Origin of the sequence: Pseudomonas sp. PSPC2-3, from assembly GCF_049898265.1 — a bacterium.
Classification (GTDB): Bacteria; Pseudomonadota; Gammaproteobacteria; order Pseudomonadales; family Pseudomonadaceae; genus Aquipseudomonas; species Aquipseudomonas veronii.
In genome coordinates this window covers 46,030-67,966 of record NZ_JAFCXJ010000019.1, presented here as the reverse complement: position 1 = coordinate 67,966, position 21,937 = coordinate 46,030, and the positions used below count along the sequence as shown (strand labels likewise).

At 61.2% G+C, this 21,937-nt stretch carries 19 protein-coding genes and 1 pseudogene; 10 read left to right on the top strand and 10 right to left on the bottom strand.

Annotated elements, in window-relative coordinates; translation table 11 throughout:
* The first annotated feature begins 110 nt into the window (after positions 1-110).
* On the top strand, positions 111-722 hold the full coding sequence (locus ACP7E3_RS31535; RefSeq protein WP_046383222.1) for an FMN-dependent NADH-azoreductase: 612 nt from the start codon (positions 111-113) through the stop codon (positions 720-722).
* A gap of 229 nt (positions 723-951) precedes the next feature.
* Complete coding sequence (locus ACP7E3_RS31530; RefSeq protein WP_026140063.1) at positions 952-1,989, top strand: alpha/beta hydrolase family protein; 1,038 nt, start codon at positions 952-954, stop codon at positions 1,987-1,989.
* On the opposite strand, the gene ACP7E3_RS31525 is transcribed toward ACP7E3_RS31530, so the two are convergent.
* From ACP7E3_RS31525 to ACP7E3_RS31515, 3 genes and pseudogenes are all read right to left on the bottom strand, one after another.
* Positions 1,983-3,158, bottom strand: coding sequence for an MFS transporter (locus tag ACP7E3_RS31525; protein WP_046383223.1), 1,176 nt, complete (start codon positions 3,156-3,158; stop codon positions 1,983-1,985). The two genes, ACP7E3_RS31530 and ACP7E3_RS31525, sit on opposite strands and share 7 nt — an antisense overlap.
* 156 nt (positions 3,159-3,314) lie before the next feature.
* Positions 3,315-4,901, bottom strand: a complete 1,587-nt coding sequence (locus ACP7E3_RS31520; protein WP_026140064.1) for an ABC-F family ATPase — start codon at positions 4,899-4,901, stop codon at positions 3,315-3,317.
* A gap of 20 nt (positions 4,902-4,921) precedes the next feature.
* Positions 4,922-5,226, bottom strand: a pseudogene (locus ACP7E3_RS31515) (site-specific integrase); the annotation flags it as partial.
* 234 nt (positions 5,227-5,460) lie between these two features.
* On the opposite strand from ACP7E3_RS31515, the gene ACP7E3_RS31510 reads away from it, so the two are divergent.
* Positions 5,461-5,832, top strand: a complete 372-nt coding sequence (locus ACP7E3_RS31510) for a DUF4156 domain-containing protein (protein ID WP_199918374.1) — start codon at positions 5,461-5,463, stop codon at positions 5,830-5,832.
* A 181-nt stretch (positions 5,833-6,013) separates the two neighbouring features.
* Here the strand turns inward: ACP7E3_RS31510 and ACP7E3_RS31505 are convergent, their stop codons facing one another.
* Entirely contained in the window at positions 6,014-6,628 is a 615-nt protein-coding gene (locus tag ACP7E3_RS31505) for an FMN-dependent NADH-azoreductase (protein ID WP_046383224.1), read from the bottom strand.
* A gap of 139 nt (positions 6,629-6,767) precedes the next feature.
* Here ACP7E3_RS31505 and ACP7E3_RS31500 point away from each other — a divergent pair, with 139 nt between their 5' ends.
* Positions 6,768-7,667 carry a LysR family transcriptional regulator gene (locus ACP7E3_RS31500; protein ID WP_046383225.1) on the top strand — a complete coding sequence of 300 codons (900 nt, stop codon included), beginning with the start codon at positions 6,768-6,770 and terminating at the stop codon, positions 7,665-7,667.
* 135 nt (positions 7,668-7,802) lie between these two features.
* Entirely contained in the window at positions 7,803-8,615 is an 813-nt protein-coding gene (locus tag ACP7E3_RS31495) for a class I SAM-dependent methyltransferase (protein ID WP_426125464.1), read from the top strand.
* Between the two features lie 137 nt (positions 8,616-8,752).
* Here the strand turns inward: ACP7E3_RS31495 and ACP7E3_RS31490 are convergent, their stop codons facing one another.
* Positions 8,753-9,139: a TIGR03067 domain-containing protein gene (locus tag ACP7E3_RS31490; RefSeq protein WP_126589447.1), complete on the bottom strand. Its 387-nt coding sequence runs from the start codon at positions 9,137-9,139 to the stop codon at positions 8,753-8,755.
* A 364-nt stretch (positions 9,140-9,503) separates the two neighbouring features.
* Between ACP7E3_RS31490 and lpxO the strand changes: the two genes are divergently transcribed.
* Positions 9,504-10,403, top strand: a complete 900-nt coding sequence (gene lpxO, locus ACP7E3_RS31485; RefSeq protein ID WP_017847265.1) for a lipid A hydroxylase LpxO — start codon at positions 9,504-9,506, stop codon at positions 10,401-10,403.
* 18 nt (positions 10,404-10,421) lie between these two features.
* Here the strand turns inward: lpxO and ligD are convergent, their stop codons facing one another.
* Positions 10,422-11,927, bottom strand: a complete 1,506-nt coding sequence (gene ligD / locus ACP7E3_RS31480; protein ID WP_411220211.1) for a DNA ligase D — start codon at positions 11,925-11,927, stop codon at positions 10,422-10,424.
* Between the two features lie 212 nt (positions 11,928-12,139).
* On the opposite strand from ligD, the gene ACP7E3_RS31475 reads away from it, so the two are divergent.
* Entirely contained in the window at positions 12,140-12,457 is a 318-nt protein-coding gene (locus ACP7E3_RS31475; protein WP_126589444.1) for a hypothetical protein, read from the top strand.
* 22 nt (positions 12,458-12,479) lie between these two features.
* Positions 12,480-13,637, top strand: coding sequence for a PQQ-dependent sugar dehydrogenase (locus ACP7E3_RS31470; protein WP_128191507.1), 1,158 nt, complete (start codon positions 12,480-12,482; stop codon positions 13,635-13,637).
* Positions 13,638-13,673: 36 nt separating this feature from the next.
* Here the strand turns inward: ACP7E3_RS31470 and ACP7E3_RS31465 are convergent, their stop codons facing one another.
* Positions 13,674-14,153 (bottom strand): DUF1348 family protein, encoded by a 480-nt coding sequence (locus ACP7E3_RS31465; RefSeq protein WP_046383231.1) that lies wholly within the window; start codon positions 14,151-14,153, stop codon positions 13,674-13,676.
* Between the two features lie 54 nt (positions 14,154-14,207).
* Complete coding sequence (locus tag ACP7E3_RS31460; RefSeq protein WP_017847270.1) at positions 14,208-14,759, bottom strand: TetR/AcrR family transcriptional regulator; 552 nt, start codon at positions 14,757-14,759, stop codon at positions 14,208-14,210.
* Positions 14,760-14,883: 124 nt separating this feature from the next.
* Here ACP7E3_RS31460 and pssA point away from each other — a divergent pair, with 124 nt between their 5' ends.
* Both pssA and ACP7E3_RS31450 read left to right on the top strand, forming a co-directional pair.
* The gene (gene pssA / locus ACP7E3_RS31455; protein WP_017847271.1) at positions 14,884-16,227 is read left to right on the top strand and encodes a CDP-diacylglycerol--serine O-phosphatidyltransferase; all 1,344 of its coding nucleotides are present in this window, start codon (positions 14,884-14,886) and stop codon (positions 16,225-16,227) included.
* Between the two features lie 147 nt (positions 16,228-16,374).
* Positions 16,375-19,788 (top strand): hypothetical protein, encoded by a 3,414-nt coding sequence (locus ACP7E3_RS31450; protein ID WP_426125460.1) that lies wholly within the window; start codon positions 16,375-16,377, stop codon positions 19,786-19,788.
* A gap of 5 nt (positions 19,789-19,793) precedes the next feature.
* Here ACP7E3_RS31450 and efeO read toward each other — a convergent pair whose 3' ends face one another.
* Together efeO and efeB are read right to left on the bottom strand one after the other, a co-directional pair.
* Entirely contained in the window at positions 19,794-20,612 is an 819-nt protein-coding gene (gene efeO, locus ACP7E3_RS31445) for an iron uptake system protein EfeO (RefSeq protein ID WP_128191504.1), read from the bottom strand.
* Positions 20,613-20,627: 15 nt separating this feature from the next.
* Positions 20,628-21,932 carry an iron uptake transporter deferrochelatase/peroxidase subunit gene (gene efeB, locus ACP7E3_RS31440; RefSeq protein ID WP_026140066.1) on the bottom strand — a complete coding sequence of 435 codons (1,305 nt, stop codon included), beginning with the start codon at positions 21,930-21,932 and terminating at the stop codon, positions 20,628-20,630.
* Positions 21,933-21,937: the final 5 nt, after the last annotated feature.

The following is a 21,937-nucleotide window of genomic DNA, read 5'->3' as shown; positions in this document are numbered from 1 at the left end:
CCTGTCAGTAGGACGAACTATCGCATTTCAACTACCTTATCGGCTATTGGTTTCATGCGTAGGCTTAACACCATCTGATTCGCACCGCTGATCTTATTTGGAGCTTACCCATGAAACTGTTGCACATCGATTCCAGCATCCTCGGCGACAACTCGGCTTCGCGCCAGCTCAGTGCCGGCGTGGTCAAGGCCTGGCAAGCGGCCGAGCCGGGTGTGGAAGTGACTTACCGTGACCTGGCCAGCGAAGGCATCAACCACTTCTCCGGCGCCACCCTGGCTGCGCTGGGCACGCCGGCCGAACTGCGCGACGCCGCGCAGCAGCACGAAGCCGACCTCAGCGCGTCGACCCTGGCTGAATTCCTCGCCGCCGACGCCGTGGTGCTGGGCGCACCGATGTACAACTTCACCATCCCGTCCCAGCTCAAGGCCTGGATCGACCGCATTGCAGTGGCCGGCCAGACCTTCCGCTACACCGAAGCCGGCCCGGAAGGCCTGTGCGGCAACAAGAAAGTCATCATCGTCTCCACGTCCGGCGGCCTGCATGTTGGCCAGGCAACCGGCGTGGCCCACGAGGAATACTTGAAAGTCATGCTGGGCTTCCTCGGCATCACCGACATCGAATTCGTCCGCGCTCAGGGCCTGGCGTATGGCGATGAGTTCCGCAGCAAGTCCCTGAGCGACGCGAACGTTGTCATCAACGAACAATTGTTCGCCGCCGCGTAAGACTTGTGTAAATTTCGCTGTTGCTCGGTTTCAATCTGAAGCCGGGCGCCTAAACTCTGTATTCTGCTCGCCTGAACGCGACCGGAGTACGGAGTTTTTTCGTTGGCCCGCTGTCTTTACTTTGGCCCAGGTTATGCACGCATGGGTTTATCACTCGGTGCGAGTACCTTGAACCATGGACATCTTGAATAGACATGCCGGTTATCGCGCAGCAAAGGTGGACATCCTCATGATGCGTCTTTGTGCTGTTTTGGTTCTTTCCCTGCTTGGCGGCCTGGTTTCAGTGCACGCCGCGCCTGCGCCGCACCCGCATTGGAGTGTGGGCTTCCACCGCATGAGTTTTCTCGACCCGCTGGATCTGCAGCCGATGAATGCCATCGCGTTCTATCCGTCCACCGACGTTGAGCACACCACCCGGGTGGGTGGGTATCACGTGGCCGCCACGGAAGATTCGAAGATCGCTATCGGCCGTTTCCCGATGCTGATGCTGTCCCACGGCAACACAGGGACGCCGCTGGCCCTGCATGACCTGGCGACCTCCCTGGCGCGCAAGGGCTTTGTAGTCGTGGCGGTGCTGCACCCCGGCGACAACTACAAGGATCACAGCCGCCTGGGCACGTTGAGCAACCTGTATGGGCGGCCGATCCAGATTTCCGAAGCGATCACCGCGACCCTGGGCGACCCGATGCTGTCACCGTTCGTCAACGTCGACCAAGTGGGTGTCATCGGCTACTCGGCCGGTGGCGAAACCGCGTTGATCCTGGCGGGCGCCAAGCCCGATTTCGACCGCCTGCGCCGCTATTGCCAGGAGCGTCCGGAAGACCGCGACGCCTGCACCACCAAAGGCGAGCTGGTGGTGGACCGTGATGACCTGCAGCCACAAGCCGACCCACGTATTCACGCGTTGATGTTGATGGCGCCGTTGAGCTTGATGTTCGGGCGCCACACCCTGGCCGACGTCCACGTGCCAGTGCTGCTCTATAGCGGTGATGGCGACAAGCTGGTGGCGGTGGACAAGAACGCCGCCGCCCTGGCGCGCAAGCTGCCCGAACCGCCGGATTTCAAATTGCTGGCCGGGGCCGGGCATTTCGTGTTCATGGCGCCCTGCGACAGCGATCAACTGGCGCTGATGCCGGCGATCTGCACCGATGCCGATGGCGTCGACCGCGAAGGCATTCACCGCGATCTGACCTCCGAAGCCGGGCGCTTTTTCGCTCACACCCTCGGGCGATCCACCCGTGCCGGCCTGCAGACGGCGGATCAGTAAGCGCGACGTTTGAGCAGCACGGTCACGCCCAAGGCGCTGAGCGACAGCAGTGCGGCGCAGAAGAAGATCCAGCCGTAGCCGAGGTTCAACGCCACCGCCCCCATCAAGGGCCCGGCAATCGCCAGGGCCAGGTCGAAAAACACGGCGTAGGCACTCAGCCCCGCGCCACGGCTGCTGTTGGGCACCTGCTTGATCGCTTCCACGCCCAGCGCCGGGTACACCAGCGACAAACCGAAGCCAGTCAGCCCTGCACCGATCAATGCCACGCCGGTAGACGGCGCGAGCCACAACAGCGTCAGGCCCAGGGTCTCGATAATCATGCACCCAATCGCTGCGCGGAAGCCGCCAAAGCGGCTGATGGCCGAGATAAACACCAGGCGCGAAACGATGAAACACACGCCAAATACCGTCAAGCAATAGGCCGCGCCAGCCCAGCCGCGATTGAGGTAATACAGGGTGATAAAGGTGGTCAGGGTGCCGTAGCCGATGGACGCCAGGCACAGGCTGGCGCCAAACGGGGCGATACGCCCGAACACCGCCCAGAACGGCAGGCGCTCGCCGCGGACCACCGGCACGGACGGTTTATTGCGGATCAGCACCAGGCCGAGCGCCGCCAGCACCGACAGGGCGATGCCAAGGCTGTTGTAGCCGTATTCGGCGACCATTACCACGCCCAGCGGCGCGCCAATCGCGATGGCGCCGTAGGACGCAATGCCGTTCCAGGAAATCGAGCGCCCCGTATGCTCGGCGCCGACCTGGCCCATGCACCAACTGATGGTGCCCACGCCAATCAGGCCCTGGGCCACGCCGAGCAACAAACGAGCGACGATCAGGATGCCCAGGCTCAACAGCGGCAGGCTTTGCAGCAGTGTTGCCAGCAGCGTCAGCCCGCCGCTGGCCAGGATGCCGCCCAGGCCGAGCACGATTGCACGTTTGGTGCCCACGTTATCGGACATGCGCCCGGCCATGGGGCGGCTGAGCAGGGTGGCGAGGTATTGCGAACCGATGGTCAGCCCGGCCACCACCGCGCTGAAACCCAGTTGCTCGTGTACGTAGCCTGGGATCACCGCGATCGGCAGGCCGATGCAGATAAAGGCAATAAAGGTGTAGAAGACGATGGAGACGATCTGCAGGGTGATCGACAGTGAACTCGGGGCGGCGGCAGACATGAGCACTCGTTCGCGGGCGGGCGGTGAGGGCATCATCGCAAGGGCTCGGGGGAAAAGAAAGCACCCTAACTATCAACCCGGCTGGCCGACAGATACAAAAAAGCCCCGTCGCAGTGGACGGGGCTTTTTCTTGTCGCTAACAGCTGCTCGCGGTGCTTAGAAGACCACGCCTTGGCTGCGCAGGTAGTCGTCATAGGTGCCGCTGAAGTCGATCACGCCGTTGGCGCTCAACTCGATGATGCGGGTGGCCAGGGACGATACGAACTCACGGTCATGGCTGACGAAGATCAGCGTGCCCGGGTAGTTTTCCAGCGCCAGGTTCAGCGCTTCGATGGATTCCATGTCCAAGTGGTTGGTCGGTTCGTCCATGATCAGCACGTTGGGCTTTTGCAGGATCAGCTTGCCGAACAGCATGCGGCCTTGTTCGCCACCGGAGATGACCTTGACCGACTTGAGGATCTCGTCGTTGGAAAACAGCATGCGCCCCAGGGTGCCGCGGATCACTTGCTCGCCCTGTGTCCACTGGCCCATCCAGTCGAACAGGCTCATGTCGTCTTCGAAGTCGTGGGCGTGGTCCTGGGCGTAGTAGCCCAGTTCGGCGGCGTCGGTCCACTTGATGCTGCCGGCATCCGGCGTCAGTTCGTTGACCAGGGTACGCAGCAGGGTGGTCTTGCCGATACCGTTCGGGCCGATGATCGCCACGCGCTCGCCGGCTTCAACCTGAAAGCTGAAGTCCTTGAACAGCGGCTTGCCGTCGAAGCCTTTGGCCATGCGATCGACGATGACCGCCTGGCGGTGCAGCTTTTTGGTTTGTTCGAAACGGATGAACGGGCTCACACGGCTCGAAGGCTTGACCTCGGCCAGCTGGATCTTGTCGATCGCCTTGGCACGGGAAGTGGCCTGCTTGGCTTTCGAGGCGTTGGCCGAGAAGCGGCTGACGAAGGATTGCAGTTCGGAGATCTGCGCTTTTTTCTTGGCGTTGTCCGACAGCAGTTGCTCGCGGGACTGGGTCGCCACGGTCATGTACTCGTCGTAGTTGCCCGGGAACAGGCGCAACTCGCCGTAGTCCAGGTCAGCCATGTGGGTACATACGCTGTTCAGGAAGTGACGGTCGTGAGAGATGATGATCATCAGGCTGGAGCGCTGGGTCAGGATGTTTTCCAGCCAGCGGATGGTGTTGATGTCCAAGTGGTTGGTCGGTTCGTCGAGCAACAGCACTTCAGGGTCGGAGAACAGCGCCTGGGCCAGCAATACGCGCAGTTTCCAGCCGGGGGACACTTCGCTCATCGGGCCGAAGTGCTGTTCCAGGGGAATACCCAGGCCCAGCAGCAGTTCACCGGCGCGGGATTCGGCGGTGTAGCCGTCCATCTCGGCGAACTCGGTTTCCAGCTCGGCCACGGCCATGCCGTCGTCTTCGCTCATTTCCGGCAGCGAGTAGATGCGATCGCGCTCGGCCTTGACCTTCCACAGTTCTTCGTGACCCATGATCACGGTGTCGAGCACGGTGAATTCTTCGTAAGCGAACTGGTCCTGGCGCAGTTTACCCAGGCGCACGTTCGGTTCCAGCATGACCTGGCCACCGGACGGATCCAGGTCGCCACCGAGGATTTTCATGAAGGTCGACTTGCCGCAACCGTTGGCACCGATCAAACCATAACGGTTACCGGCGCCGAATTTGACCGAGACATTCTCGAAGAGCGGCTTGGCGCCGAACTGCATGGTGATGTTAGCTGTGGAGATCAATTACTTTACCTATCAATAGCTTAGGGTGCGCTTATTTGAGCTGGGACCAATTTGGGACCAATCTGGAGCTCTTCCGATTCGCTCCAGTCCGAGCTTGGGTTGATCCAACGCGCATAAGTCGAGAGCAGCATCTGCGCACGATGGCCGAGCTGCTGGGAAATGAAGGCGGGGTTCATGCCAGACATACTGCATATTGTCGCATAGGTGTGACGACAGTTGTATGGCGGTCGACGACGGATGTTCAATGCTTTCGGTGTTGGAGTCCCCTGTAGTGCAGCTCGGTCGTCTGCTTCACGCTCTGCGAGTGCGTCGATGGCGGGAAAAACCAACGGCGTTTCACGCACCGTCCAAGCAGATATCCGTGCGCTTCGCGTATTTGAGGGGGAGGGCGCCGTGAGGGTAGGGCTGGGGCTCCGTTCGTACAGCGATTGTTTACAGATTCACACGCAAAAATTACTTATTAATACAGTTCCTGTTCCAGCAAAACTTGATACTGCACAGGCTTAAAGCCCTGGCAGGTTATCCAAAAGGGCAATGTCATTTTGGTAAGACAGGAACCATGTCCATGCATCTCCCTCGTATCCTCATTAGTGTCAGTTTGTCCACTGTGTTGCTTGGACTGATCGGTTGCGCACCGACGGCGATAGTGGGGCCCGCCGCCAACACCGTGCGCGTCACTCATAACGAACCTGGCGCCGAGTGCCAGTTCTTGGGAGATGTTACGGGTAGTCAGGGCGACTTTCTGTTTGGCAGCATCACTGGGAACGCGAACCTGGAGACCGGAGCCCGTAACGATCTGAAAAATAAAGCCGCAGCGATGGGGGGCAATCGGGTTTATCTGCTCACTGAGCGAGCGGGCCAAACCGGTTCGGACAAGCGATTGGAGCAAACCAACGTAACCCTTTCAGGAAACGTTTATCGCTGCCCTTGACGGTGAGCCTGGTCGGTTGCCACGCCTAAGTTGAGGGAGATCAGTAATTATCGATCGGATAAAAACTCCAGTCGGAACCGCAACTTGTTGGCTGGACGAAATGCGGATCGCTCAATTGCTGCCGCATAAGTGAATCCCCGTTTAACCACGCGTAGTCGATAGAACAGAGTCGTATGGCTGGCTAAACCAGCGACTTTTGAATTTGATGATCAAATGTCTCTAGAAAGTCGTGCATGCTGAGTTCTCCGAGATCTACGGTTTTAGCGCCGCCGGCCGCGATAAAGGTCACGTCAGTGATACCCAGGACGTTCAGGATCAGTTTCAAATAGTGGGTCGCAATGTCACGGTCTTTAATCGGCGAGTCGTCGGTATATACACCTCCCGAGGCGAGCAGCACTGTTGCTTTTTTACCGGTCACCAGTCCTTTGCCATCAACGCCCAGGGTCAGGCCTTTACGCACCACATGATCGACCCAGGCCTTGAGTGCCGCAGGGACGTTATAGTTGTAGACGGGTGTTGAAATAACCAAGTGATCGGTTTCCAGCAACTCGGCCGCAAGTTCATCGGATAGTTGCAACACCGCTTTCATTTCAGGCGAATGTTGGGGGGCGGGGGTGAAGTAAGCCTGTAACCAGGGGGCTGTCACGAAGGTCAGCGGGGTGTCCGTTAGATCCCGTATTTTGATGGCGCCCCGAGGGTGCGCAGCTTCCCATGCGGCCACGAAGCGGCGAGTGAGCTGTCGGGAAATCGAAGCATCCCCACGTGGGCTGGTTTCAATGGTGAGAAGCCTGGACATGAAAGTAACTCCTGCGCGGTGAGGGGGCGGTATGTTTTGCGTTGTCGCGGTAGGCGATGTGCGACACACTCTACCCAATGCGATTTATAAGCAGGAGTGATGTAAATATGATTGAGTCCATCTGTTTAAGTGATGGAGCATGATCGGAAATCTCAGCCTGGATCAATTGCGGATCCTTGTAACCATTGCCGATACAGGCAGTTTTTCGGCCACGGGACGTCACCTGCGGCGCGCTCAATCTGCCATTAGCCAATCGATTGCCACACTTGAGTCAGTTCAAGGTGTGAGGCTGTTTGATCGCAGCGGTCATCGTCCAAGGCTCACTGAGGTCGGTAGAGTGCTGGTGGTTCAAGCGCGCGCCGTGCTGGCGAGCGCTGCCCAATTTGAAGCAATGGCTGCAAGTACTGCAGCAGGGGTTGAGCCGGAGTTGGCGCTCGCCATAGACCCTTTAGTCCCCAGCGCCCCGCTCATCGAAAGCCTTGGCGCGCTCCGTGAGGCTTTTCCGCATCTGGCCGTGAGTTTCTCTACAGAAGGCTTAGGCGGCGCTGAGCGCCGATTGCGCAACGGCGATGCGGCACTGGCGCTTTGCACATTGATCCCGACGGTGCCCGACGATATCACCGCGCTGGCGCTGCTCAGCGTCGACTTGAGGCCAGTCGTCGCCAGCGGGCATCCCTTGGCCATGTTAGGCCGCCGGGCAACACGGGCAGACCTCAAGCCCTATGTGCAACTGGTGCTTTCCGATCCGGTTTCTCCCGACGGCCCTAGCTATGGGGTGACGGGCAGTCACCAGTGGCGGTTTGTCGATTTGGCACGGCGCCTGGATTTCTTACTCGCCGGGTTCGGTTGGTGCCGAATGCCCGAGCATCTGATTGCGGATCATCTGGCTTCAGGGCGCCTCCGGCCGCTTGAGTTAACCGCCGAACTTCAACGCACACCAGACACACTTACGATCTATGCCGCGCACATGCAAAATCGCTCTTTAGGTAAAGCAGGCCGATGGTTGCTGAATGACCTGACCCGTCGTCTGTGCCTGTGAGGGTACGAAGATGACCGAGGTCGGCGGTTTGGTGACCTGGGCCGAGAGATAAGTTCGGCCACAGGCGAGGGTTTCATCTGACGGGCAATTGGCTTATTTTCCGTAGCTCGCTGTAACCGACTTTCTGGAGACGCAATGGACATGCCCTCAGCCCAACAGGCGATTGCCAGTAACAAGGACGCCTGGGACGAATCCGCCCGGCTGCACAAAGACACGGATACCTGGAGGACGCTGCTGGCCTCGGTCGCCGAACCGGATTTTTCGTGCCTGGACCCGACTCTCACCGCCTTGTTGCAAGATGTCGGTGTTGCCGGCAAAGACGTGGTGCAGCTGTGTTGCAACAACGGCCGCGAAAGCTTGTCGTTATTCGGCCTGGGCGCACGCACGGTCGTCGGCGTGGACCAATCCCGTGCCTTTCTCGATCAGGCTCGGGAGCTGGCGGCGCTCTCACCCTACAGCCCGGAATTCATCGAAACCGAGATCCACCATTTGCCCGAGCGTTTGCACGCACGCTTCGATATCGCCCTGGTGACCATCGGCGTATTGGGCTGGATGCCGGATGTGGCGCGGTTCATGCGCCAGGTCGCCACAACGCTGAAGCCCGGCGGCACCCTGGTGATGTACGAAACCCACCCGTTCCTGGAAGTGTTCGACCCGCTGGCAGCCAATCCGCTGCTGCCTGCCAGTTCGTACTTCCAGCGTGAGCCTTTTGTGCTGCAAGAGTCGATCGTCTATGAAGGGCAGAGCGCAGTCGCGGGGCCGACGTCCTACTGGTTTGTACACACGCTGGGCAGTGTGGTCAGCGCAGCGATTGCGGCGCGGTTGCAGATCGCTCATCTGCAAGAGTATCCGCATTCAAATCGCGAAGAACTCTACGACCAGTACGAGGATCAGGCGGCCCAGTTGCCGCTGTGTTTTACCCTGACGGCGACCAAGCGCCAGCCCTGAGCTGTTTTGCGCGTAAAAAAAAAGCCCGCCGGGGGAGGCGGGCTAAGGGATTCACTGGAGTAGGTAGGCTTCACCCTATAGACCGGAAGGTGAATGCCTTGTGAAAATCCCGTCGCAAGTTCAGATGGGCGCGGGGCTCAGGATCGACGCACGAATGTACGCATTGTCTGCCCGGGGCCGGTGCTGAATACACACGGTCGCGGCATGCCTTCATCCGCCGCGATGAATACGAACTCGTCTCCTTCCAGGCGGTAGCTGGCCGGCAGCAGCTTGCCCGCGTCATCCCCCATGGCATCGATCCAGGTGATGCTTTTGGGATGGGTGGTGCTGTCCAGGAAGAATCGGCCGGCCAGTAGTCGTTCGCCATCAACGGTGAGCACTTCAAAGTGGTCGTCGGTAATGGTGGTGATTGCACCGGGGGCGCTGTGGGCGTCGGGCGGGTTGAGCACGCCGCTGTCTTCGAGCGAGACCTGCTGCCATGTGCCCTGCAGGGCTTGGTAGTCCGAGTCGGAAATGGATGTCATACAAATTCCTTTTTGTTGGAGTTCATAGGCTGAATAGGCCGACTGAACCGTAAGACGGGCGCTTTTCCCGGCGTGAGCGCAAGGATGATCAGCCGCTGCTGTAACGTTTAATGCGAAAGGGCTTGTCCCATGACAAGCCCCCGTGCCCCCCTCCAATTACAATCAGTGGACAGCTTTTCACAATTCTTAGTTAACCTTTAGTTACAAATTGTGGCTAAATATCGGGCGATGGTTATGAACCGAAGGGCTATCCGCCGGTCGTGCCGCCTATATGTGAATTGTGATTTCATGTGCTGCTATCCAACCTCGGCCGTCGTGGGCCCGCAGGAGCAGCCTGTTTTCTCCTGACTTGTGACGAAATCCATTGAAACTCATTATTGTTTTCCTCTACGTTGCCTCTATTGCGTATGTCCACCTGCGTGGCCGGGTGCGGCATAAACTGAGACGCCAGCTCAGCGATCACTCTACGTTCCTGGCGCCGATCAACTGCTTTCTCTACCTGTTCTCCAAGCTACCCAGCCGACCGTATCTCTCACCCAGCGACTTCCCGGACCTGAGCCCACTGCAGGAGCATTGGGAAGAAATCCGCCAGGAAGCCCATACCCTGATGCAGGCGGGCGCGATCAAGCGTTCGGACCAATACGACGATGTTGGTTTCAACTCGTTCTTCAAGTCGGGTTGGAAGCGCTTCTACCTGAAATGGTATGGCGACAGCCACCCCTCGGCGATGAAGCTGTGCCCGCGCACCACCGAGTTGCTGCAGAGCATCGGCTCGGTCAAGGCCGCGATGTTCGCCGAGTTGCCGCCGGGCTCCAAGCTGGTGCGCCACCGCGACCCTTACGCCGGCTCCTATCGCTACCACTTGGGCCTGGATACCCCCAACGATCCGGGGTGCTACATCAATGTGGACGGCGAGAACTACTCCTGGCGCGACGGCGAACCGGTGATGTTCGACGAGACCTATATCCACTACGCAGAAAACGCCACCCAGAAGAACCGCATCATTCTGTTCTGTGACGTCGAGCGGCCGATGAAGTACCGCTGGGCGGCCGCGTTCAACCGCTGGTTCAGCCGCACGGTGATGGCCGCCGCCGGCGCGCCGAACGACGCGGGCGACAAGACCGGCGGGCTGAACCGTGCGTTTAGCCGCTTGTACAAAATCCGCCTGCGCGGCAAGGAACTCAAGAAGCGTAACCGCACGCGCTACTACCTGGAAAAGTGGGCGATCTTCGCGGTGCTTGCACTGATCTTCATCCTGATCTGAACCTCGACGTGGCGCGACTCACTGCGGTGGCGTCGCGCCCAACGTGTCCCACATCTGTTTGCTGAGCCTTTGCCTGTTGGCATAACCGGCCCACGGGTCGCCCTTCAAACCCTGCAACCGCTGTTGCAGGTTGGCGACCGTCCACTGCTGGGCACCGCGCAACCCCTTCAACTCCTCGCGACTGACCGGCACCGACACCGGCAGGCCGGGGCGTGCGCGCACTGAATAGGCCGCCACCGTACTGGCACCGCGCGCGTTACGCAGGTAATCGATGAAGATCTTGCCCTGTCGATTCTTCAGCCCGGAGGTGGCGGTGAAGCGTTCCGGCAGGCGTTGAGTCATGAACTGGGCGATCGCTTTGGCGAAGGCTTTCACGGTGGCCCAATCATCGCGGCGCGCCAGCGGGATCATCAGGTGCAGGCCTTTGCCGCCGCTGGTCTTGACGAAGGCTTGCAGGCCCAACTCGTCGAGCACCGACAAGGTCAACTGCGCCGCCTCCAGCATGGCTTTCCACGGCAAGGCCGGATCGGGGTCGAGGTCGAGGACGAACAGGTCCGGGGTTTCGATCTTGTCCGAGGTGGCACCCCAGGTGTGCAGTTCGACGGTACCCATTTGCACCGCACCGATCAGGCCGGCGAGGCTGTCGATCTGCATCAGGCGCGCATGGTCAGGGTCCAGGCGCTGGTCCAGTTGCTTGATATGGGGAATCGCCAGGTGCTCCGAGTGCTTCTGGAAAAATTGCTCGCCGTCGATGCCCTCCGGCGCCCTCAGCAAGGAAACGGGGCGGTGACGCAGGAAGGGCAGCAGCCATTCGCTGATGCTCTGGTAAAACTGCGCCAGTTGCAGCTTGCGGGTGCCGCTGGCGAGATCGATGACGCGTTCGGCATGGGTGATCTGCACACCGGCGAGGGTGACCGACGCGGCGGTCTTTTGCGGCGCGGGCGTGGGCCTGGCGTTCCCCACGCAGGCACCGCTGAGCACGCTTTGCGGCTGGGCTTCGGTGATGTCGTAGTCGCTGGCCGGGCGGGCGTGCCGGTCGTTTTCCTTGATCAGCAGCCACCGTTCCTTGTCGCCGCTGCCTTTGAGGTGGGTGCGTACCAAGGCCCAATCGCCTGAGAGTTTTTCGCCGGCCAGGGTGAATTCCAGTTTGCCGGCGGCGTAGGCGGTTTGTGGATCGTCGTGGGGGTGCCAAATGCCACGGTCCCAGACGATCACATCGCCGGCGCCGTATTGGCCGGCCGGAATGCTGCCTTCGAAACTGCCGTAGCTCAAGGGGTGGTCTTCGACTTGCACCGCCAGGCGTTTCTGGCTGGGGTCGAGGCTGGGGCCCTTGGGCACCGCCCAGCTCTTGAGCACGCCATCGAGCTCAAGGCGCAAGTCGTAGTGCAGATTGCGTGCGTCGTGCTTCTGGATCACGAACGTCAGCGCCGATGCATTGCGTTGCGCGCCCGACGCGGCGCCGGAAGGTTCGGTGGTGATCTTGAAGTCGCGTTTGCGGTTGTATTCGCTCAGGGGCTTTGCCATATCGTGCTCCCTACCTTGGTCGGCTCAAGAGGCCTTTTCGCTGGCTTTTTACACACCTTGCACCCGTGCGATCGCTGGCGTGGAAGTTGCGGTGCGCGGATGCTCGGACAGAACGTGTTACATCTGATGAGAAACTATTTAGTTACCAAAGGCGAACCCAAAGCGTAGCGTGGTATCGAAAGCACGTACTCCTCGTCCCAAGAGGCTTTGTCATGATCACCTGTGTGCGACATCTTGCAGCGTTGGCGCTAGGCCTGGCACTTTGCGCCAGTGCCCAGGCGCAAAACCTGCCCGGCAGCAATGACGCCAACAATAGCCCGATCCACCGGGCCAATCCCAACAGTATGCAGGGCACCCAGCCCAGTGCGCCGGCGATTCGCGGCATCCAGACCGGGCCGACCACGCGCACGCCGACCCTGGAAAACGGCGGCATCGGCAATCGCTATCCGCAACGCCAGGCTGCGCCTAGCCGCCCGGCGACGGAAACCAAAGCCCCCACGGTTGACGCCAACGGCAATCGCCGGCCTTGAGCGCCGGTAAGGACCCCGTCTTATGTCTCTACGCAAAACCCTGCTTGCCGCATGTTGCGCAAGCGCCTTATTGCCGCTGACAACGCTGTATGCCGCCGAAGCCCAGCAGTTTCCCAGCGAACAAGGCAGCATCAGCGCCACGCCGATCGCCAAAGGCCTGGATCATCCGTGGGCCGTGGCGTTTTTACCGGACAAACAGGGCTACCTCGTCACCGAGCGTCCCGGCCACCTGCGGGTCGTCAGCCCGGATGGCAAATTGTCGGCGCCGCTGACCGGCGTGCCTGAGGTCTGGGCCAAGGGCCAGGGTGGTTTGCTCGATGTGGTGCTGTCGCCGGACTTCAAGCAGGACCGCCTGGTGTACTTGTCATATGCCGAAGGCGGCGGCAAGGGCGGCACAGCCGGCACTGCGGTCGGTCGCGGGCGGTTGGCGGATGACCTGAGCGGTTTGCGCGACTTCAAGGTGATCCTGCGCCAGGAGCCCAAGCTCTCCACCGGCAATCATTTCGGCTCGCGCCTGGCCTTTGACCGCGACGGCTACCTGTTCGTCACCCTGGGTGAAAACAACGACCGGCCCACCGCCCAGGACCTCGACAAGCTGCAAGGCAAGGTGGTGCGGATCTACCCGGACGGCCGCGTGCCGGATGACAACCCCTTTGTCGGGCAACCGGGTGTGCGCCCCGAAATCTGGTCCTACGGCCAGCGCAATCCGCAGGGCCTGGCGTTGAACCCATGGAACGGCACGCTCTGGGAAAACGAGCACGGGCCGCGTGGCGGAGATGAAATCAACATCATCGAACGCGGCAAGAACTACGGCTGGCCCATGGCGACTCATGGCATCAACTATTCGCTGACACCGATCCCCGAGGCCAAGGGCAAGGTGGTGGACGGTACTGTGGCGCCGCACCATGTGTGGGAGAAATCCCCAGCGATCAGCGGCATGGCATTCTACGATGCCGACCGCTTCCAGGCATGGCAGCACAATCTGTTCATTGGCGCCCTGGCCAGCCAGGAGCTGATTCGCCTGCAGTTCGACGGCGACAAGGCGATCCATGAAGAGCGCTTGCTCGGCGGCTTGAATGCGCGAATTCGCGACGTGCGGCAAGGACCGGATGGCTTTTTGTATGTGTTGACCGATGAGGATGATGGGGTGTTGTACCGAGTGGGTTTGAACCAGGATTGAGCAATAAGCCGCAAGCTTCACGCTTGCGGCTACAGGCTAGAGTCCCAACTCCGACAGCCCCGGATGATCGTCCGGACGCCGCCCCAGCGGCCAATGGAACTTGCGCTCGCTGTCCTTGATCGGCATGTCGTTGATGCAGGCAAAACGGTTGGCCATCAGGCCGTGCTGGTCAAATTCCCAGTTTTCGTTGCCGTAGGAACGGAACCAGTTACCCGAGTCGTCGTGCCACTCATAGGCATAGCGCACCGCGATACGGTTATCGCTGAACGCCCACAACTCCTTGATCAACCGGTAATCCAACTCCTTGGCCCATTTGCGGCTGAGGAAGTCTTTGGCTTGTTCGCGGTTGTAGGCGAATTCAGCGCGGTTACGCCACTTGGTGTCCAGGGTGTAGGCCAGGGACACCCGATGCGGGTCGCGGGAGTTCCAGCCGTCTTCGGCCAGGCGGACTTTTTCGATGGCCGACTCGCGGGTAAACGGCGGCAGGGGTGGGCGGGTTTCTGCAGGGGATGACATTGGGCGGCTCCTTAAAACAATAAGGGTTGATCGAAAGTTGCGATGCCTGTGGGGTTAAAGCCCCAATAACGTTCGTGCCATGGATTGCGCCGTATCCGCCGCGGTGGCATCGCCCGTCACCAGGGCCACGGTAATGGCGCCATCGATCAGGATCAGCAGTTGCGCGGCCTGCCGTTGCGGCTCGGGCGTGCCATGGGCTTGACACAGTTCGAGCAGGTACTCGAAGAGTTTGTGTTTATGCGCCTTCGCCAGCAGGCGTACCGGGGCTTGCGGGTCGCCGGTTTCGCCGCTGGTGTTGATGAATGCGCAGCCGCGAAAGTCCGCCGAACCGAACCAGGCCTTGAGCGCGTCGAACACTGCGAGCAGGCGCTCGCCGCTGTCTTCACGGCGTTCCACCTCGGCCCGCAGCCAGTGCATCCAGCGCGCGTCGCGACGTTGCAGGGCCGCGATCACCAGTTCGTCCTTATTGGCGAAATAGCGGTAGATGCTCTTTCGGGAGACACCGGCGGTTTTCACCAGGAAGTCCATGCCAGTGGCGGCGATGCCGTGGCGATAGATCAGCTTCTCGGTGACGTCGAGGATAATGTCGCGGGTAATATCGTTCATGTGTCATACAGTAGAACGATCGTTCTTCTTTCGCAACAAGGTTTTTCACTGACTGGCAACGAGACCTGAGCACCCCCATGGTGTAAGCTCTGGGCCTCTTCGGATTCGACCCATTGCGAGCCTTATGCCGTCGTTCTTCAAACGTTCCCTGTTGCCCAAACTGCGCGCTTTCCCACTCTCCACCGAGGCGATTGAGGTGCTGTCCGGCGCCGCTGCGTTTCGTCGTTGCCTGCTGGAGAAAATTTCCCAGGCTACCCAACGCATCTATATCGTCGCCCTGTACTTGCAGCAGGACGAGGCGGGGCAGGAGATCTACGACGCCTTGCACGCCGCCAAGGCCGCACGCCCGGAGCTGGACATCGTGGTGCTGGTCGATTGGCTGCGCGCCCAGCGCGGGCTGATCGGCGCCGGTAAACAGCCGGGCAACAGCGCCTGGTACCAGGCCATGACCCAAAGCCATGCCACCGAGGTGCCGGTCTACGGCGTGCCGGTGCAGACCCGCGAACTGTTCGGCGTGTTGCACCTCAAGGGCTTTGTGATCGACGACAGCGTGCTGTACAGCGGCGCCAGCCTGAACAACGTGTATTTGCACAAATTCGACAAGTACCGTTTCGACCGTTACCACCTGATCCACAGCGCACCGCTGGCGGATTCGATGCAACACCTGGTGGAGCACGGGCTGATGGCATCCAAGGCCGTGCATCGCCTCGACTTGCCCAACCCGCCGACGACCCGCAGCTTGCGCAACGATATCGGCGACCTGCGCAGCCGCCTCAAGCACGCGGCCTACGACACCACCAGCGGCCAGCTGCCCAACGGCCACCTGTCTGTCAGCCCCTTGCTCGGTGTCGGTAAGAACAACCCCCTGAGCCGGGTGATCCTCGAACTGATCGCCAGCGCCCAGCATCAACTGACCATTTGCACGCCATACTTCAACCTGCCGCTGCCGGTGACCCGGGAAATCAACCGCGCCCTGGCGCGCGGGGTGAAGATCGACATCATCGTCGGCGACAAGACCGCCAACGACTTCTACATTTCGCCCAGCGAGCCGTTCAAGGTGATCGCGGCCTTGCCGTACCTCTACGAAATCAGCCTGCGCCGCTTTGCCAAGCGCCATCAGCCGATGATCGACAGCGGCCAGTTGAACCTGCACCTGTGGCGCGACGGCGACAACACCTACCACCTCAAAGGCATGTGGGTCGACCAGCGTTATACGTTGCTGACCGGCAACAACCTCAACCCACGCGCGTTCCGCCTTGACCTGGAAAACGCCTTGCTGATCGATGACCCCAAGAGCGAGTGGCTGGAACCCCGGCGCACCGAGCTGGCGCAGATTTTCCAGCACACCACGCGCATCGAAGGTTATCAGCAGTTGCAGACCCTGGTGGATTACCCGCAGGCAGTCGGCAAGTTCCTGCGCCGCGTCAGCCGCGTGCGGATCGAGCGGTTGTTGTATCGCATTCTGTAACACGGGCATCGCGCAACGAACTCTCTTGCTGCCTTCAAAGCCTTGAGAGTTCGCCTACACGCAGCGCTGGCCCAGGCGGGTATGTTTTCTCTCGACAGTTCTTAAGGACAAGAACTCTTGCCATTCACTGGTAGAGAGGAACTAGAAATGTCGCCCGTCTCCCCAATCCTTCATGCCCGTTCGCCAATTCCGCTGGCGCTGAGCGCCGCGCCGGCGCCGATTGGCAGCATCATCCCCGAAACCGTTGTGCGCAACCGGCGCGCGGCGCCATCCGACCTACCGGCCAGTGCGGCGCCGCCATGGACCTTGCGGCCAGCGCCGGCCACGTCGGCGGAGGCCGATCATCAGTTACACACGGCGTTGAGCACCTCGGCCCTGCGTCAGTTAGCAGACTCGAGCGTCCAGATTCCCCATGGCGCCACGATTCGTCCAGGCTTCGAGGCGCTGCGCAGTGCCTTCAATACCGCCGAGATGCGGGCCTGGGTCGCCAGCAAAGGGATGGCCCTGGATACCGTCGTGGTCAAACCCGACTCGGTCAGTGGTTGGGTCGTCGACAGTGGGGTAGCGACACAAAAAACCTTCACCTTGAACGACACCTCGGGATGGTGGCAGGTCAGCACCAGGCTGCGCGCCGCCGCTGCCGCCCTGGATGTGGCCGGCAACGGGCTTGCGTATGTGCATCCCGAGAGCGAAGGCTTGTCTCGCAACGCGGTGTTGCAGGGGTATGGTATGACCCCGCCGCACACCGCCGACGAACTGCAAACCGTGCGCCAGGCACTCTCGACGGCGGATTGGTCTGCCTTGTCGCCGGAGGTCAAGGGGCGCCTGGAGCAGCGCAACCTGAGGGCTAGAAAAGTCATCGACGTGATGGACGAGCGCGTGCATCTGGCGGGCACCTTGAGTGAGCGCGTGCGGCACCTCTCCGATGAAGACGAGGTGCTGCTGGCCGACGTGCAAACGCCGATCAGCCGCACCTCGTCGCTGGCGATTGACGGCGCCGACCAGGCAATGGTCAGCGAGGTGCTGGCGTCCCATGGGTTGTCGGTGCCGAAGACGGCGTGGGAGGTGCGCAATATCCTGCGCTGGCTCGACGCTGCGCTGCCGCCAGCGCCGGCGCTGGGGGACTATACGCAGTTGATCGCGCGTCAGTGGGCCCCTGGCGTCTTGTCCGACGCCGACAAACGCTTCGTGGCGGAGTTGAGCGATGACGATACTCCTGGCAACAAGCCTGCGGTGAACCTGCTGCGCGTCCTGGATATCCGCGGGGTGCTTGCTCTCAACAGCGCAGGCACCTTGCGCGCCGACGCTGATCGCTTCCTCGAGCAGGTCCTGAACAGCCCCGTGGCGTTGAACTGGGGCAGGGCCGTGGCGCGCAATCGCCAGTTCCAGGGCGCGTCCGGCAGCGATCAACTCTCGACGCTCGAGGCCAAGCAGTGGGTGCTGGCGGCCATCATGCTGCAAATCGACCCCGACGCCCCGGGACGCCCCGGGACCATTGCCGGCTATGACATCTACCAACCTGCCAACAATGGGCGGACGCTGGCCTCGGTACGCACGGATATCGAAACGCACCTGTGGAAAAAAACCTCACTGGACCCCAAGGTCGCGCCCCTGTTGGCCCACCTGTTTCTGGCCGCTGCCGCCCCTGAGTTTCTGATTCGGGATGTTCCTTCCACGCTGCGCATGGGGTCTGCGGAATGGGCGGATTTGCGCCTGGGCGTGACCTTTGCCGAACGTCAAGGCGGCGCGGGCAGCTCGCGGGCGATGAGTTACCCGGAAATCATGGCGCTTGCCCGACTGGATGCACGCACTGCGGACGAGGCGGCAGTGCTGGATAACCACGGCGTCGACGTGTTGCTGGACTGGGGCTTGATGCAAGGGGTTTACGCCAAGACCGCCGACGGTCGCTATACACCGCAGCACTACGAGCAGGCCAGTGAAGCCTTTCAGGCCCAGCGCGAGCAACTCCTGCAGGCCCTGATGGCGTTCAAGACGCCGCTGCCGACACGCCGGGACCAGGCGGTCGCGAACCTGCAGAAGGTGTTCCCGGAACTCAGCGGGCCCCAGTTGCAAGCGTTGCAGGTCTACGTTGCGGACCCGGACGAGCGCCGCAACATGAAGGTCTCGGAACCCAAGATCCGTTCGCTGATCGAGACCTATATGACCGGCGACCTGGTCAGGGACCGCTGGATGCTGCTGGAGGCTGACACTCCCGGCGCCACTGGCGCTGCAAGAACGCCCTTTTCAAATACACGCCCAAGTCGCACCGAACAAGCCGCCATCGTCAAAAACGTGCGCGCCCTGAATGCCAGGATCAACCGTTTGCCCAGCCTGCCGGGGCAAGTGGTGAGCGAAGTCGACGGCTACCTGGCGAGCCTCAAGCAAGGCTTGGGCATTACCACCAAGCGCATGATCGCCAACTTGCCCCTGGCTGATCGCCAGGCCCTGGAGTATGGCGCCGTCGAGCTGTTTACCCTGCGCGAACAGATCGACGGGGTGCCCACGCTGGACCAGACATCCGCGCAAGTCGAAGCGCGACGAGGGCGCAAAGGCACGCTGATCCGCTGTGACTACAACGGGGGGATCAGCTACTTTGAAGTGTTCCCGGCCAAGATGATGATCGTTAAGCGCACGGACTTACCCGAGCAACTGGTGCTGGGCGGCACCCTCGAAGAGACGCAGCGCACCTACGGACGTTGGGCGCCCTCGACGGTCCTGTTGCAGAACGGCGCAGTGGAGCCGTTCGACTTCAACGCCTACACCTCCGATGCCTTGCCGCGATCGGACGTTTCGTCCGCCGGCATCATTATCGATAAGCTCGGTGATACCTTGCCGGCCGTTCCCGCGGCTGCGGATGGCCGCGTGAGCGCGGCGGTGCCCAACAGCTTTGCATCGCCCCGCAGCCAAGCGATTGTCGACCGGATCCTGCAGGGCAATTTCATTCATCACCGCGACAGTGTGCTCAAGTATGCCCAGGGCCAATTACCCCTTGAGCAACAACGAGAAGTGTCGCAACGCAACGACAGTATTTTGCTGAGCATGATTCCGTTTGTCGGGGCCATCGTGGACCTGGCCAAGGGCAATATCATCGAGGGTACGCGGGGCTTGTTGATCGATACGGCCGGTGCGTTTCTAGGTGGCGCGGGAACGGCGGTGCGCTCGTTGGTCAAATCCACCAAGGTCGTCGCGCCTTTTGGCGCCAAGGCATTCCGCGTGCTGGAAAAGGGCGTGAGCGTGGTCAGCGCGTTTTTGAATCCGGTAGATGGCGCTGCCGATCTGTTGGTCAACAGTGCCAAAGGCGTGCTCGCCTTGCCTCGCGCGTTGAACAGCGCGCCCAACGTGTCGGCGTTCGCGAACATGCTCGCGGCGCAGGAAAAGTTGCGCACATTCTTCGGCGTACACGCGGCAATAGATCGCGCGGTGGCAACGCACAATGGGCACCATCAAGGCGTGCCCATTCGAGCGGTGCAGATGGGCGCGCATTGGTATGCGGCCAATCCTGAAAGCGGCTTGCCGGTCGGTACGCCGTTGGAGGGGTACCGACCGTTGAGCGAGACCTAGAGGGCTCAGTTCAAACCCAGTTTGCCGCGCAGGGTCGACAGGTCTTCAGCCAGGGTATTGACCGGGCCGACCAAGGCTTTGCGGTCGTTTTCCTTGACCTTGTCGTAGGTCTGGAAACCGCCGTCCGCCGTCTTGTACTTGGCCAGGATCGTGTCCACGCTGGCGAAGTTCTTGTCGACCTTGGCCAGGAAGGCCGTGTCCTGTTTCTCGATCTGGCCGCGGAACAGGTCGACGATTTTCTTCGCGCCGTCGATGTTGCCCTGGAAGTCATACAGGTCGGTGTGGCTGTAGCGGTCTTCCTCGCCGGAGATCTTGGTGGCGGCGACTTCTTCGAGCAGGGCTGCGGCGCCACCCACGACTTTCTCCGGCGGGAAGGTCAGGCCGGCCACGCGCGTCTGCAGGTCCTTGACGTTGTTGTTCAGGCCGTCGGCCAAGGCGTCGAGGCCGTGGGTAGTGTTTTCGGCGAACAGGCTGTACTCGATACGGTGAAAGCCGGTGAAGTCGTCGGCTTTCACGCCTTTTTCGTGGTCGTCGACCCGCGAGTCGATGGCCGCGTCGAGGTCGCTGAACAGCTCGGCGATCGGTTCGATGGCTTCATAGTGCACACGGGTCGGCGCATACAGCTGCTTGGCGGTGGTCAGGTCGCCTTTTTTCACCGCGTCGGTGAACGCCTGGGTCTGGGTCGCCAGCTCAGCGATTTGTTCGGTGACGTAGATCTTGTAGTCCGACACCGGGCCTACCAGGTCCAGCGGCGCCGTGGCGGCGAAGGCCGCCAGGGGTGAGAGGGTGATTAACAGCGACAGCGCGAGAGTCGACTTGTTCATGGGACGGTTTCCGCTTTAAGTGTTGGCAGGGGGTTGAACGTGCGTTGCAGCAAGTAGCGTGCGCCCGATGAAATCCTTCGGTCCCGTTGCCCCCGGCAAGGTGAAGAAATACCCGCCGCCGACTGGCTTGAGGTACTCCTCCAGGGGCTCGCCGTTGAGCCGGGTTTGTACGCTGATAAAACCTTTTTCCAGGTCGGCCTGGTAGCAGATGAACAGCAGCCCCATGTCCAGCTGACCGTTTTTGTTGACGCCGTTGGAGTAGTTGAACGGCCGGCGCAGGATCAGGTTGGCCTGGGTCTGCGGCGTGCGCGGGTTGGCCAGGCGGATATGGGCATCGAGCTTGGTCAGCTTGCCTTGCGGGTCTTTGCTGTAATCGGGCACTTGGGCTTCGTGCTGGCCACCCATGGGCGCGCCGGTGGGCTTGATGCGGCCGATGATGCTTTCCTGTTCCTGCAGCGGCGTGCGGTCCCAACGCTCGACAAAATTGCGAATGATCCGCACCGCCTGGTAGCTGCCATTGGCCGCCCAGGCCGGTTCGTCACTGCCGGGCTGCACCCAGACCACTTGGTCCATGGTCTTGGCATCGTTGGAATTCGGGTTGGCCGAACCGTCACGAAAGCCCAGGAAGTTGCGCGCACTCTGCGCAGGCTCGCCGGGGCGGGCGGGCGCCTGTGGCGGCACGCTGCCTTCCTGCTTCCAGCGCACCAGCAGCAGGTCGGGCAGGTTCTTCACGATGTCGCGCAGGGCGTGGATATTGGTATCCGGAGTGTTGGAGCAAAATTGCAGGCTCAGGTCGCCGTGGCACTGCGCCGCTTCCAACGCATCGTTGGGGAAACCGACCATGCGGATCAGGCGCTTGGGTTTGGCTGCGCTGAGGCCGAAACGCTCATCGAACAGCGATTCGCCGACCGATACGGTGATGGTCAGGTTATCCGGCGTAACCACCGGGCCGAGGATGCCCGAATCGGTGGGCGGCAGTTTCGGGTCGACCTGCGGCACGCTGCCGCCGGTCATCAGGAAGCTGATGCGCTCGTTGAGGGTGCGGAACAGCCGCTCCAAGTCGTCGCGATCACCAGCCAGGACATCGAAGGCCACCAGCATGCCGCAGGCCGGGCGCGGGGTGACGATGCCGCTTTGGTGCTTGCCGAAAAAATCGTGATGGTCCTGGGTCTTGTCGCTGCGCGGGGCGGTGGTCACTTGCTCGGCGGCAGCAGCCATGGCCGGGCAGCTCAAGGTGCTGCCGGCAAGCGCGGCACCGGTGGCGGCCATGCCCAGCAGGACGCGACGGCGTTGAAGGTCTAACGGTGGTAAATCACTCATGTATG